Annotated in this window: 9 protein-coding genes, 1 tRNA gene and 1 pseudogene; 4 read left to right on the top strand and 7 right to left on the bottom strand. The window is 38.2% G+C overall.

Annotation, left to right across the window (positions count from 1 at the left end; all coding sequences use genetic code 11):
• Position 1 precedes the first annotated feature (1 nt).
• The gene (locus FHX64_RS13145) at positions 2 to 2,209 is read left to right on the top strand and encodes a tetratricopeptide repeat protein (protein WP_183414304.1); all 2,208 of its coding nucleotides are present in this window, start codon (positions 2 to 4) and stop codon (positions 2,207 to 2,209) included.
• A 20-nt stretch (positions 2,210 to 2,229) separates the two neighbouring features.
• Here FHX64_RS13145 and polA read toward each other — a convergent pair whose 3' ends face one another.
• The 5 genes from polA to FHX64_RS13170 all read right to left on the bottom strand — a co-directional run bounded on the left by polA (position 2,230) and on the right by FHX64_RS13170 (position 8,897).
• Positions 2,230 to 5,052 (bottom strand): DNA polymerase I, encoded by a 2,823-nt coding sequence (gene polA / locus FHX64_RS13150; RefSeq protein ID WP_246392485.1) that lies wholly within the window; start codon positions 5,050 to 5,052, stop codon positions 2,230 to 2,232.
• Positions 5,053 to 5,065: 13 nt separating this feature from the next.
• Positions 5,066 to 6,097 (bottom strand): gliding motility lipoprotein GldB, encoded by a 1,032-nt coding sequence (gldB, locus tag FHX64_RS13155; RefSeq protein WP_183414305.1) that lies wholly within the window; start codon positions 6,095 to 6,097, stop codon positions 5,066 to 5,068.
• Positions 6,098 to 6,219: 122 nt separating this feature from the next.
• A complete protein-coding gene (locus tag FHX64_RS13160) occupies positions 6,220 to 7,317 on the bottom strand; it encodes an endonuclease/exonuclease/phosphatase family protein (RefSeq protein ID WP_183414306.1) in 1,098 nt (365 codons plus the stop codon).
• A 10-nt stretch (positions 7,318 to 7,327) separates the two neighbouring features.
• A complete protein-coding gene (locus FHX64_RS13165; protein WP_183414307.1) occupies positions 7,328 to 8,209 on the bottom strand; it encodes a rhomboid family protein in 882 nt (293 codons plus the stop codon).
• A gap of 13 nt (positions 8,210 to 8,222) precedes the next feature.
• Positions 8,223 to 8,897, bottom strand: a complete 675-nt coding sequence (locus tag FHX64_RS13170; protein WP_183414308.1) for a rhomboid family intramembrane serine protease — start codon at positions 8,895 to 8,897, stop codon at positions 8,223 to 8,225.
• Positions 8,898 to 9,083: 186 nt separating this feature from the next.
• Here FHX64_RS13170 and FHX64_RS13175 point away from each other — a divergent pair.
• Positions 9,084 to 9,355 (top strand): annotated as a pseudogene (locus FHX64_RS13175) (HU family DNA-binding protein).
• A gap of 65 nt (positions 9,356 to 9,420) precedes the next feature.
• On the opposite strand, the gene trkA reads toward FHX64_RS13175, so the two are convergent.
• Positions 9,421 to 10,764, bottom strand: a complete 1,344-nt coding sequence (trkA, locus tag FHX64_RS13180; protein ID WP_183414309.1) for a Trk system potassium transporter TrkA — start codon at positions 10,762 to 10,764, stop codon at positions 9,421 to 9,423.
• A 254-nt stretch (positions 10,765 to 11,018) separates the two neighbouring features.
• Positions 11,019 to 11,093, bottom strand: a tRNA-Pro gene (locus tag FHX64_RS13185).
• A gap of 237 nt (positions 11,094 to 11,330) precedes the next feature.
• Here FHX64_RS13185 and hemW point away from each other — a divergent pair.
• Positions 11,331 to 12,461: a radical SAM family heme chaperone HemW gene (gene hemW / locus FHX64_RS13190; protein WP_246392487.1), complete on the top strand. Its 1,131-nt coding sequence runs from the start codon at positions 11,331 to 11,333 to the stop codon at positions 12,459 to 12,461.
• Between the two features lie 148 nt (positions 12,462 to 12,609).
• Positions 12,610 to 14,589 (top strand): PorE family type IX secretion system protein, encoded by a 1,980-nt coding sequence (gene porE, locus FHX64_RS13195; protein WP_183414310.1) that lies wholly within the window; start codon positions 12,610 to 12,612, stop codon positions 14,587 to 14,589.
• Positions 14,590 to 14,610 lie beyond the last annotated feature (21 nt).

Genomic DNA, 14,610 nt, shown 5'->3' on the forward strand with positions numbered 1-14,610 from the left:
CATGCAAGCAACTGACATTATTCAACGAAGTAATATTATCTACCGACTCATTCAAAATAAGCAATTAAAAATTGCATTGGATGCTATAAGACAATGGGCTGTCGAAGAGCACAAAACATCGATTTTGGATTCGCTGGCTGCACTGGAATTCAATTATAGATTACTGATACAATACGTTGAACAAGGGGTGGATGATCCACAACGCAATAACATCTATCAATCAATGCTTCGCCAGGCATTCCATATGGTTGATTTTCTCAAAGAAGAAGCCGCTGTCGCCTACGGATCCGGCTATGAAGCAGAACAAATCAGGTATAAACGGCTACATTCTGAAACTCGGGATCTCGTTGCCACTTTAGAAAATCTTTCTCCGGGACACGATGTATTGATATCTCTGTTGGAACAAAAAAACCAAGAAACTCAAAAGAGGGAAAATAAGGAAAAACATGAGCAGATTCGGATAGCGCTCTTTCAGGAGATATGGCTTTCATCAAACATGACCGCTGGTAATCTTAAAAGTTTATTCGCATCCGAGTTCATTTTTTCTCTGGATAAAGCCTTTTTTGTTTCGGCCCTGACACTGTCACTGCTCCGTCAGTTCAGCGAGGAAAGATTAAATGTATTGCTCGACATTTGTGCTCATCAGGAGGCAATTGTACGCCAACGGGCTTTGGCTGGATTATGGGCTATTGCAGCCCAATGCAATGACAGATTACCTTTTTATCCCAATTTTACCGAACGATTGCAAGAGCTGAAAGACAATTCCGGATTTTTATCTTCAATGAAAACTATCCTAATGCAATATATCCGGACGTCTGAAACTGAAAAGATTTCAAAGAAAATCCAAGAAGAAATCTTACCTGGAATGATGAAAATTGCACCGCATCTGAAAGAAAAGCTGGACATGGAAAGCTGGGCTTCTCCCGAAGAGTGGGAAGACAAAAATCCAGATTGGCAAGAAATGATCGAACAAAGCGGAGTTGCTGACAAGCTAATGGAGATGAGCGAACTACAAATGCAGGGCGCTGATGTTTACATGAATGCCTTCGCTCATTTGAAACAGTATTCATTCTTTTATACAATCGAAAACTGGTGGTTACCCTTTGATAAGACTTACTCAGAAATTGCGGATCTGTTTAATGAACAGCATGATGTATTTAACATATTGGCAGACAATGTCTTTTTATGTAATTCCGATAAATATTCCCTCGCTTTCAGTCTAAGAACCATATCAGAAAAACAGCGGGAATCAATGATACAGGCATTTCAGCTTGAAAATGAACAATATAAAGAAGTAACTCAAAGCAGTATTTTGCCTGAAAATCTTTTGGTGGAACAACTTTCGAACCAGTATATCCAGGATTTATATCGCTTTTTCAAACTAAATCCTTATCGCGAAGACTTCTATCCTTTATTTGATAACGCATTGTCATTACATCGGTTATGGTTTTTTTCTCAGTTGGAATTTTCAACCGAACAACAGTTAGCTATTGCAGAATTCTACTTTATGCATGATCATTACGATGAGGCTTTCGAAATGTTTGAAAAATTGATAGAATATCATACAGATAAAGGTTCTTTATACCAAAAAATGGGTTATTGTGCGCAGCAAAAGGGAGATTTTCAACAGGCATTGACATTCTACTTAAGAGCAGAAGCGCTCATTCCGACACAGAAATGGTTAACCCGGAAAATCGCCTTTTGCTACAAAATGGTTGGCAAGATTGACGACGCCTTATCTTATTATCGTCGTGCAGAATCATTAGATGTCAATAATTTATCTATTCAGTTGCAAATCGGTCATTTATTGATGCAGCAACAACTTTATGAAGAAGCATTGAATGCCTATTTTAAAGTGGAACTCACTAATTCGGAACCAAAAGTATGGCGAGCTATTGCATGGTGTTCATTTCTTTGCGGAAAAAAAGAACAAGCAGAGAAATATTCGCAAAAAATCATGGAAAGTGGTGCGTCTACCAAACATGACTGGCTTAACGCCGGACATATTGCTTGGATCATGGGGCAGCGCACAAATGCCACGGAACGATACGAAAAAAGTGTCCAGCTATTCAGAGACGATCATGCAGATTTTTTCGTTGCTTTTCATCAGGACGCTCCTTTCTTACTCAAAGCGGGAATTGACGCAATGGAAATTACTTTTATGATTGATCTGTTACGGTACAAACTACAAGACCAAAACAACAAGTAAAGCCTTACTTACACAAACAATCAATGCGCTTCCAGCCAGTTTTGTCCTACGCCAACATCAACTTTAAGCGGAACCGACAGAGATAGTGCGCTTTCCATCTCCTGAATGATAATGCTCTTTACAATTTCAAGTTCATTGTGTACCACGTTGAAGTTCAATTCATCATGCACCTGTAAAATCATTTTAGAGCGAAGTTGTTTTTCCTGAAAGCGGCGACTGATACGCACCATCGCTATTTTAATTATATCTGCAGCAGTCCCCTGAATCGGAGCATTAATTGCGTTTCGTTCTGCAAAACCGCGTACGTTGGCATTATGAGAATTGATATCGGGCAAATAGCGTTTACGATGTAATAATGTTTCAACCCAGCCGTTGACTTTAGCGTTTTGAATGCAATAATCCATGTAGGCTCTTACTTGTGGATAAGTATCAAAATAACCATCAATAAGCTCCTTAGCCTCGCCTCGGGGGATTCTCAGCCGATCAGAAAGACCGAATACCGAGATGCCATAAATAATACCAAAATTGGCCGTTTTTGCCTTCCGTCGCATATCGGATGTCACCTGATCAATAGGAAGATGATAAATCTTGGCTGCCGTTGCCGCATGAATATCATAGCCCGACTTGAATGCATCTATCATGTTTTCATCCTGACTTAAATGCGCCATAATTCGCAGTTCTATCTGCGAATAGTCGGCAGAAAGGAAGTAGCAATCGGGTTCAGCAATAAATGCTTTACGAATTTCTTTCCCTTGCTCGTCCCGAATAGGAATGTTCTGCAAATTGGGATTGCTGGAACTAAGACGTCCCGTAGCAGCTACAGTTTGATTAAAAGATGTATGAATTTTGCCGGTTTTTTGATTGATCAGGGCTGGAAGTGCGTCGATATAAGTGCTCAATAATTTTTTCAAGCCACGATATTCCAAAATTTTATCCACTACAGGATGTTTGCCGCGAAGTGATTCCAATACATCTTCATTGGTAGAGTATTGACCGGATTTAGTTTTCTTCGCTTTTTCAACAATCTTCATTCGCTCGAACAACACTTCACCTACCTGCTTGGCGGAGCTTATATTAAACTCTATCCCGGTCATGGCATGTACTTCTTTTTCGATGTTTAGCATTTCATCAGTCAGGACTTCAGACGATTGCTTCAACGCTACATCATCAATAAGAACTCCGTTTTGTTCCATTTCAGCCAAGACACGCATGAGCGGCATTTCAACATCAAAAAATAACGACTCCAGTCCATTCTCTTTAATTTTGGGAGCTAAGAGTTGTTTTAATTTAAAGGTAATATCAGCATCTTCGGCAGCATAATCAGTGATTTTTTCGAGCGGAACCTGACGCATGGTAAGCTGGTTTTTCCCCTTCGGGCCGATCAGTTCATCGATATGAATGGTTTTATAGACAAGCATAATTTCTGCCAAATAGTCCATATTGTGCCGCAGCTCAGGTTGCAACAGATAATGGGCAATCATGGTATCAAAGATTGGGCCCTTGATCTTTACACCATAGTTAGAAAGAATTAAGAGATCGAATTTCATATTCTGCCCGATCTTCTCAATGGTTTCATTCAAAAAAAACGGTTTGAAATCATCTACAAGCTGTTGAGCTTCGTTTATATCTGAAGGAACCGGGACATAAAAAGCTTCTCCTTCTTGCCAGGCAAACGACATTCCAACCAATTTGGCAGTGAACACATCCAACGAATCTGTTTCTGTATCAAAGCAGACAGAACATTGCTGCATCAGAGTATTGAGAAGAAGGGTTCTCTCTTCGAATGTAACAACAGCACGATATTGATGCGGCGTAGTTGCAATGGATGCCAAATGGCTGTATTGCGGAGTAATCACTTCTATCTCATGCGTTTCCGGATTGACATCACCAAAAAGAGAGGTTTGTTGTGCAAAGTCTTGAACAGTAGATTTCGATATTGGAGCTTGTACTGTCGAAACATTCCTTCTTGCTAATAGTGTTCTGAATTCGAGATCAGCGAAGAGAGCTGTCAGTTTTTCTTCATCGGGATCTTCAATCTTCAAATCTTCTTCATTAAGCTCTACTGGGACATCTATCTTGATGGTTGCAAGGAATCGTGAAAATTCGATCTGTTTCTTGTTATTCTCTATTTTATCCTTAATGGAGCCTGTGAGTTTATCCGTATTCTCTAGCAGATTTTGAATGCTTCCGAATTCTTTGAGTAACTTGACAGCCCATTTTTCTCCCACACCTGGACATCCAGGAATATTGTCGGAAGCATCGCCCATTAGGCCCAACAGATCGATCACTTGTTCGTGACTGTCAAGATCAAATTTAGCTTTTACTTCTTCTGCTCCCATGATTTCGAAACCGCCCGTATGCTTAGGGCGATATATAAAAATATGTTCTGACACCAATTGACCGTAATCTTTATCCGGGGTCATCATATAAACATCAAAATCCTCAGCAGCTGCTTTCTTAGCAAGCGTTCCGATCACATCATCAGCTTCAAAACCAGCAATCTGAATTGCAGGAATACGATAGGCATCCACAATATCTTTGATAATTGGAACTGCTTTCCGGATATCTTCCGGAGTCTCTTGACGATTTGCTTTGTAATGTTCAAAAGCTTCATGACGGAAAGTAGGCCCAGAAGGATCGAAGACTACTGCAATATGGGATGGTTGTTCCCGACGGAGAACATCTTCGAGTGTATTTACAAAACCAAGAATAGCCGATGTATTAACACCTTTTGAATTGTAACGTGGAGTTTTTATAAAAGCATAATAGGCTCTATATATCAATGCATAAGCATCTAACAAAAAAAGTTTCTTACGTGTTGCTGTACTAGCTGGTTCCATCATAATATTTCCTTTCTTAAGGTTTGTAGCCTGAATCCTCAAGCATTTTCTGATAGTTATTGTCAGCTATCAACTGTGGCAAAGTAACAGAAGTATGATGATCCATATACTGCGCTACAATCTGCCAACCTAACCAGATTCCGATACGCCCAGGAGAATTTTGCGATACGCCAGATGTGAAAGGAGCATCATTCAGATATGTTGTTGAGACCATTGGATCGGTACTATACAATTGTTTGTTATCCAAAAGATTCAGCCAAATTCCTTTTTCATTCTTTTTGCACCATTCCATTTGCTGAGGCGTATACCCCATTAAGACGTTCGGTTTTTCATCGGGCATTAAGGCGGCTAACATATACATTAATTTGCCACGATAAAGCATATTATCCAAAAAACGATCTGACGGAGCCATCGGGAACTCAGACAACAAATAAGCGACCATAAAATCGGAAGGTACTTTATCCCGTCGCATGTTATAACGTAAATAATCATACACGATCTTTTTGTACCAATAATAATTTGGTCCTAAATAGTTGTCAACACTCAGTGAAACAACATTATTATCTGTCACTACCGATTGATTGAACATAGAAACATGGAAATACAGTTGTGGAATGGAGTGATTCGGGAAAAAATAATGAAATCGTTTAAAAGCATCAGTGACTTTGGCCAATATATCTGAATCATTAGCATATTGGCGAATGGTTTCACGAAATATACTTCTTACAGCTGTATCCTCCAAAAAAGCTCTTACCTGATCATCAACCTCTTTACTTCCAACAGTATCAAATTGCATCACATTATGCAAATAAAGATTCAAATAAGGCCCATATTTGCTATGCAATTGTGCCAAACCTTCCGCTACGTGAGAAGTGTCAATAGCAAAGAAATCCTGTTCGAAAGGATGAATAGTAAGGTGTAGCGGAATAGCATTCACATTGACATAAAATCGATTTTTTGAGGTACAACTTCCCAGCAGAAACAATGCAAGAATCAGTAAACATAGTGATGCAAGATGAATATGGGGGACAGAATATCTTATCTTCATTGAATAACGACTTTTTGTTTAGAAAGCATACGTAATTCGCGTATCAGTGCTATCATACATACTGTATATAAATTACTTACAAACTTTCTCATAATAAAAAATACAGCATTAATAAAAAATTATCACAAGGAAATACCTGACAAAATAGGGTAATGATCGGAATGATGCACTTTATCCACATGGCTCCAGACTGGATGAAATTTAGGATCACACATGATATAATCAATACGGAAAGGGAAAAACTTACTGCTATAAGTATTTCCATAACCTGAACCTACAGCAGCAAAAGTATCAATTAGTTTTCCTTTTATCGTAGTGTAAGTATATGAAACAGGCACATCATTAAAATCACCACACACAATCACAGGATAAGGCGATTTGACTATCGCCGTCGCTACTGTATCCGATTGTTTTGCCCGTAATCCGTAAGCTTCATTCATCTTGGTAGAAAACGTCAGCGCTACATTATGAAACTGTTCGGCAGAAAAATCACTTACCAAATCAGCGTAATGCTTGCGGTCATTAAGTGAAAATTTATTCGATTCCATGTGGTGATCAAATATTCTAATCATTGCCCCGTCAACATTAATATCCGCAAAGATAGTGGTGTAATAGCCTTTTGAAAATCTGCATACCCCATGATTGACAATAGGATATTTTGAGAAAATAGCTAATCCTTCATTCGATTTTTCTGCGTGCAATGAATAATGAATGTAATGATAGGGCAGATTGCTAAGCAAGTGAACAATATTTTTTTCGCTCACCTTGTTCTTGGAATTTTTATATACAAAAAACTCCTGAAGGCAAACCACATCAGGCTGTTTGCCATTGATATAAGAAAGCAATCCCCCACCAATTCTGTCTTCCTTGTGTGGTGCATATTGGCCAAAGGCATCAATATTATAACTCATTACCGTCAATATAGGAGATGACGGCGAAACAGAATGTTTCACTAAATGGATAGGAAATGTGTTACCTATATTATTAATGCAAATAAGCGAAGTTATCAAAGTGATAAGCGTCCATTTCCATTTCCTCGCAACAATCCAGAAAATAAAAAAAACAATGTTTGCGGCCAATAAAAACGGGAAAGCTAATCCACAATAGGCAAAAACAGAAAAATGCAACGGTTCAATAATCGTAGCAGCTTTCCCCATCAACATTCCCAAAGCAAAAAGCATGTTGAGCACGAGTAATATAAATTTAACAATGGATTTCATATCTCAATCATTAAGATTTACTACTACGATCGAAAAGTTTTTTCTTCTCTTCAGCAGATAAGCTATCATAACCCGAACGTTTGATTTTGTCTAAAATAACATCAATTTCTTTTTCGTTGTCGTGTTGTTGTTTATTGTAAAAAGCATCTGTCTTCGCCCGGGTATATGTCATCTTTACTCTTTTCGGTCTGGGCTTGAATAATGTAATAATACCATCAATCAACTTATTAATTCCTTTAGTAAGATCTTTTCCTGCATGAAAACGTTTTGCAAAAATAAAGCCGATCAAAGCTCCTCCCAAATGAGCAAACTCTCCTCCGGCATTATTTGAAGAAACACCCAGGATACTGATTATTAATGTAAATACAGCAATGTATTTCAGCCTCACCTTCCCAAAAAGCCATAGTGGAACTTCAAAATTAGGAACATGAGTAGCAACAGCCACAATAATTGCCATAATGGAAGCCGAAGCTCCTAACAAAAAGCTATTCTCCCTTACAATCGCAAAATAAGGGAACAAGTTATAAGCGCCAATATAGAAAAGCGCACCGGCAAAACCGCCTAACAAATAAACTCCCAACAAATGCTTCTGAGAAAAATAAAGAAGAAATAACTGCCCAAACCAGAATAGACAAAGCAGATTGAATAAAATATGTAAAAAACCAACATGCAAAAACATGTATGTCAGCAAAGTCCAAGGCCTCATTGCTAGCAAAGGCAAGCTAGAAGGTACTTCTGCATAAGCAAGCCATTCCGTTCCATCACTATTAAACAATCGCAAGCTAATGATTGTTATCTGAGCCAATAAAAATATTGCAATATTGATGTAGAGTAATTTCTTCAGCATAGTTTCATGCTGAAATCGGTTACGTATGTCATCAAAATAGGGCATAAACTATGAATATCTAATTAAGTTTAGCACGTCTCTTCCAATACAAAATTAAAATCAATCCAAATAATGCTCCACCTAAATGAGCAAAATGAGCTACATCATCACCCGAAAAATTAGCAACTCCTAAAACCAATTCAACCAAAGCATACATTGGTACAAAATAACGCGCCTTAATAGGAATCGGCAAAAAGAAAAGCATTAGCCTTGCATCCGGAAAAATCATAGCAAATGCCAAAAGTATACCAAAAATAGCTCCAGAAGCACCTATTGTAATTGGCTCAAGACCACCTTGAAATACAATATGCATCGCAGAGGATCCGATGTAAGGCATTAACTGGTATGTCCAGAATAACTCCTGAACAATGCCCGCTCCTACGCCGGTGAATAAATAGAAAAACAAGAAGCGTTTTCCTCCCCACACTTGCTCCAAAACCGGGCCAAACATGAATAAGCCGAACATATTAAAGAAGATATGATCAAAAGATCCATGCATGAACATGTAACTAATGAATTGAAGAGGATTAAATGCAGCTGACTGCCAATAGTGTAGTCCCAATAAAACATCCAAATTAATAGGAGAAACTCTTGGCAAGACTATACTCGCCAGCCAAACCAGTACATTAATGATCAATAAATTGAGGACTACAGGCGACAGAAAGGAAAATGGAGTGCGTTGATTACCTAACATAAGAATAATTTTGGAGCAAAAATAGGGAAAATAGTATCGATTTTATGCTGTGAAACATATTTTATGAATGAAAAAGCGGTTTTTTATAAAAAAAAATCGGAAACTCTTGGTTTATTAAGAGAATCGTGTATCTTTGCAAGTGAAAGAGCTATCTTGTTAATTTCTAACCATTAAATTTTCTATTTTATGAACAAAGGAGAATTGGTGAGCGCTATCGCAGCCGAAGCTGGTTTAACAAAAAACGATGCAAAAAAGCATTGGACGCAACTATTAATGCCATTACAGAAGCTTTAAAAAAAGGAGACAAAGTCAGTCTAGTAGGATTTGGAACTTTTTCAGTTGTACAAAAAGATGCTCGCAACGGAATTAATCCGGCTACAAAAAAACCTATTACAATCGAAGCTAAAAAAGTTGCAAAATTTAAATCAGGAGCCGAACTGGCAGAAGCTGTGAAATGAATCTTATGTTGTACGTTTTTTAAAAGGCTGTCTGATATTCATCAACAGCCTTTTTCGTTATTTGCCTATGCTTGTTGAAAAAAAGTTTCTAAACTTGGCATTGCTGAAATCATGCAAAAAATAATCACATGGTCATCTGGCTGAATAATTGTATTTCCATTCACAATAATCCCCTGCCCATTACGGATTAGCGCCCCAATATTTACATTTTCAGGCAGATGCAAATTTTTAACCTCGGTATGCGTAAATCGTGATCCTTCTCGTTTGGCAATGAATTCCACCACAACAGCCTCAACGTTGGTTAAACATTTTACATTTGAAACTTTTGCGTTAATTGTATATTGATAGATTGTACTGGCCGACAAAAGTTTCTTATTTAAGATAGCTCCAACATCCAGACTTTCAGCCATTGGAATATATTCCATATTTTCTACTTCGGCAATAGTCTTCTTAATACCAAACCGTTTGGCAACCGAGCAAGCCAAAATGTTAGTTTCAGAATTATCCGTCAAAGCCACAAAAGCGTTCATGTCCTCAATGTCTTCCTCCTTAAGCAATTCGACATCACGCCCATCCCCATTGATAACCAATACATTGTTTAATTTTTCGCCTAAACTATGTGCTTTGTCTTTATCAATTTCAAACAATTTCACACGCATATCATCAGGAATACATTCGGCAATTCGTTCGGCAATCCTGCTTCCACCCATGATCATGATATTGTTGACTTCATATAGCCGTTTACCTGCCTCTTCTCGGACGAAATCCAAATTATCAGGTGTTGTAATAAAATAAACAAGATCTCCGCTTAAAACCTCATCACTCCCTTTGGGAATAATCGTCTCATTGTTGCGTTTGATAGCTACAATACGATATCGGGAATGGTCAAAATACCCGGAATTAAACGGTTTGTGCAGAACATTGGCATGGTCACGAATCTTGATACCTCCTAGCACCATAATATCTTTTTCAAAGCTCATATATTCACGCAACCAAGTGGCTTTCAAAGCATGAACCACTTCCATCGCGGCTAGCATTTCTGGATAAATCATTGATGAAATGCCCATGTCTGCAAACATTTCCCTATAGTCCTGCAACAAATATTCACTATTATCAATACGGGCAATCGTTTTTCTTGCCCCCAGTTTCGCGGCCAAAAAACATGCTGTCATGTTTTCCGATTCATAAGGTGTCACTGCAATAAATAGGTCGGCATTTTCTACACCAGCTTCTTTTAAACAATGGATAGAAGCAGGAGCTCCGGTCACAGTTTCAATATGAAGCGTTGCTTTCAGCTGCAACAACTTTAATCCATCTTCATCTAAAAGAATAATTTGTTGCCCTTCCTTGGAAAGCATTTTTGCCAGGTGCGACCCTGTCTCCCCGGCGCCCGCAATAATAATTTTCATCTGTCAAATTGTTATTTAGTGTAACGTGTAACCTGCATTTTCTTAATTAGCCTCTACAGAATCCATTCCACATTTACTAAATCAATGGTGTGTGTTAGTTCTTTAAATTGATAACTGCAAAGATAAACCATTTTCTAACAGCATGCAACTATGTCTTGTCCATCATACATACCTGCGTTTGATCAAACAACAATTATTTTAAGCAAAAAGGAAGAAGCAAAAAAATAGCTTACAAAAAGTAAGCTACTCAATTGTCGGGGTAGCGGGATTCGAACCCACGACCCCCTGCTCCCAAAGCAGGTGCGCTAACCGGACTGCGCTACACCCCGAAATATACATCAAACAAAAATTCTTTTTTGTTTTTCGAGCTGCAAAGTTACTCTTTTTTTTTATTTCTGCAAATCGTTCCTACCTTTGCAGCGAATAGTTGATTTTTTCGTATAATATCCGTTATATATGATTGATTTACTAAAGATTAAACAGGGGCAAAATCTATTGAAAAATATCAGCCTTTGCACAGCAGAACAAAACAGAACGCTGAATAAGCTCAAATTAAATCAATAAGTATGAGCTTGGCAGGAATTTATATTCATATTCCATTTTGTAAATCAAAATGCAGCTATTGTGATTTCTATTCTTCAGGTAATACCAAATTACTGAATCGTATCATCAATGCATTATGCATAGAAATTAGCTCGCGAAAAAGTTATCTCCCCAGCGAAAACATTGAAACAATCTACTTCGGAGGAGGAACGCCCTCCCTAATGTCATTGTACCATTTGCAACAATTATTTACCACCATAGAATCAACATTTGATCTGTCCTATCTTAAAGAAGTCACTATTGAAGCTAATCCTGACGATTTATCCGATGAATACCTACAAATGTTAGCCAATCTTCCTTTCAATCGTTTGAGTATTGGAATTCAGTCATTTAACAATAGTGAACTTACTTTGCTGAAAAGAAGACATACGGCAAAAGAAGCAAATAATGCGGTAATAAGAGCTAAAAAATATTTCTCGAATATCAGCATTGATCTCATGTTTGGGTTGCCTTTGCAAACAATAGAATCATGGGATCAAAGCATCCAACAAAGCCTCGCATTGAATGTTCAACACATTTCAGCATATCAACTGACCCTTGAGAAAGGCACCAGTTTATACAAAGAATGGGTTAACAATGTAGTTCATCCGGCGTCAGATGAATTGAGTACTGAAATGTACTTTTATCTGGTAGATAACCTTAAAAAGGCAGGCTTTGAACAATATGAAATTTCAAATTTCGCTATACCAGCATATGAATCAAAACATAATTCTTCATACTGGAAAGGCATACCTTACTTAGGTATCGGTCCTTCAGCCCATTCCTTCAATGGTACCAGTCGACAATGGAACATCAGCAACAATCTGCGTTATCTCGCAGGTATAGAAAATAATAAACCTGAAATAGAAATAGAACAACTTACTGAAAAGGATCATTATAACGAAAAGATTATTACTGCATTGCGAACTAAACAAGGCATCAGCCTTGTAGATTTTGAAAAATGTTTCGGAAAATTTCTAACGCAACGACTCCTCCAAAATGCGGATAAATATATCTCGGGGAATTTATTGCGTTTGACAGACGAATCTCTTTATATGACCACTTCTGGATTTTGGCTCTCTGACGGCATTATGGCCGACCTTATGTTAGATTAATCCCCTTGTTTGAGTTTTTATAAAAACCACTAACTTTGTACGAATACTGTGAAAGCTTTTCATCCATTACAACTTATTCGTCATAAAGGATGATAACATATTATAATTCAAACCTTTTATGACTTTTTGCTGATCAATTGCTCCATACATGAGAAAATTACTTCAATCGGCTGTCGTTTTTTTGCTACTTTGCATAATGATGCAATCATGCGGAATTGAGGCGCGGTTGAAACATGCCGATAAGAAGTATACCATTGGAGAATATTATGCGGCGGGAAAACTATACCAAAGTGTTTATGCGAATGCCAGTTATCAACATCGGCAAATGCGAGCTTACGCAGCTTTTCGGCAAGGAGAATGCAATAGGCTTGATAATGATCCCCGAAAAGCTGCTAATGCCTATTATGCTGCCATCCGTAGTAAATATGGAAACGATACTGTTTATTTACGTAATGCACAGGTAATGGAACAATTAGGAAACTATTCAGCAGCAATCAACAATTATAACGCCTTCTTAAAAAGCCATCCTGCGGATTTACTGGCAAAGTCAGGTGTAGAAGGATGCCAGCAAGCCGCATTGGAAGCAAAACTTCATCCCAAATTTGAAGTCCAATATGCCGGAGAGTTTAATTCACGGAACAGTTCTGATTATTGTCCGGTTTTTATGGATACAGAAGGGGATGCGTTGGTATTTACATCCACCCGGCCAGGTAAAACCACACGTAAACCCAGCGCCATAACAGGTTTTCTGCAAGGAGATTTATATATCTCAGAAAAAAACGTGAACAATCAATGGGAAAAACCACGTCCGATGGAAGGTGGCTTTAACACAGATCTGGATGAAGGCGCAGCTTCCTTTACCCAAGATGGAAGAACTATTTATTTTACACGATGTCCTGTCGCTAACGGGCAGAACTTGGGAGCTCAGATCTACACAGCTACCCGTTCAGCAGGAGAATGGACAGAACCACAACCAATTACACTTTTCAAAGATAGCACAATTACTGTTGCTCATCCTGCTATTAGCGCCCATGGTGATACTCTTTATTTTGTTTCTGATGCGCCGGGTGGTTTTGGTGGGAAAGATATTTGGATGAGTATTCTTCAGAATGGAAAATGGGGAACACCACAAAATTTGGGAGATCAAATCAACACCGCCGGAAATGAAATGTTCCCTTACGTTGCAGCCGATGGCTCTCTCTATTTTTCATCCAACGGACATGCAGGGCTTGGCGGTCTGGATATTTATCACGCGATTAAAACTGCAAATGGTTGGAAGGTAACACACATGCCTCCTCCTATAAATTCTAATGCAGATGATTTTGGTATAACCTTCAAATACAACCAACAGGAAGGATTTTTTTCTTCCAATAGAGGCAATACAAAAGGCTATGATCATATATGGCGCTTTGACAAGCCTGTCAATGCATATGTCTTAACAGGAACTGTAACTGATAATCACCGACAACGATTAGGAGATGCTCTTGTTCGTCTTATAGGAAATGATGGTACCAATGCCAAAATTCGTGTAAAAAAAGATGGCACATATCGCTTTTCTCTAAGTCCTAACGTCGAATATGTTCTCTTAGCGCTGTGCCGTGGATATTTAAATCAAGCCAATAGGCTATCTACCGAAAAGGTCAAAGAAAGCAAAAATTATTCACTAAACTTCACATTGATTCCTATCGGAAAGCCTGTAGAACTAGAAAACATATTCTATGATTTTGGGAAATGGACTTTAACTAAAGATTCTGAAACTGCACTCAATGCACTTGTCAAAATTCTAAAAGACAATCCTAACATCACTATAGAGTTGGACTCACACACCGATCATGTCGGTACTGCGGAATTCAATCAAACTCTTTCTGAAAAAAGAGCTCAATCAGTAGTTGATTATTTAATACAGGCAGGTATTTCAGCTGACCGTCTGACAGCGAAAGGATTCGGATTCAGTCAGCCTGTAACTGTTGATGCTGCATTGGCCAAAAAATATCCGTTCTTAAAAGAAGGAGCAATATTAAACGATGCTTATATCAATACATTAACTCCTAATCAGCAAAACATTGCAAATCAAATTAATCGACGGACAGAATTTAGGGTAATAAAGACCACATACGGATTGCAGTAAATCATTTATTTATTTTGAACT

The sequence above is a fragment of the Microbacter margulisiae genome (assembly GCF_014192515.1).
Taxonomy (GTDB): Bacteria; Bacteroidota; Bacteroidia; order Bacteroidales; family Paludibacteraceae; genus Microbacter; species Microbacter margulisiae.

Coding starts and splice junctions, on each gene's coding strand:
- FHX64_RS13160 (WP_183414306.1), bottom strand. CDS start 7,317: ATGAAATCCATTGTTAAATTTATATTACTCGTGCTCAACATGCTTTTT.
- porE (WP_183414310.1), top strand. CDS start 12,610: ATGAGAAAATTACTTCAATCGGCTGTCGTTTTTTTGCTACTTTGCATA.
- trkA (WP_183414309.1), bottom strand. CDS start 10,764: ATGAAAATTATTATTGCGGGCGCCGGGGAGACAGGGTCGCACCTGGCA.
- FHX64_RS13170 (WP_183414308.1), bottom strand. CDS start 8,897: ATGTTAGGTAATCAACGCACTCCATTTTCCTTTCTGTCGCCTGTAGTC.
- gldB (WP_183414305.1), bottom strand. CDS start 6,097: ATGAAGATAAGATATTCTGTCCCCCATATTCATCTTGCATCACTATGT.
- polA (WP_246392485.1), bottom strand. CDS start 5,052: ATGATGGAACCAGCTAGTACAGCAACACGTAAGAAACTTTTTTTGTTA.
- FHX64_RS13165 (WP_183414307.1), bottom strand. CDS start 8,209: ATGCCCTATTTTGATGACATACGTAACCGATTTCAGCATGAAACTATG.
- FHX64_RS13145 (WP_183414304.1), top strand. CDS start 2: ATGCAAGCAACTGACATTATTCAACGAAGTAATATTATCTACCGACTC.
- hemW (WP_246392487.1), top strand. CDS start 11,331: ATGAGCTTGGCAGGAATTTATATTCATATTCCATTTTGTAAATCAAAA.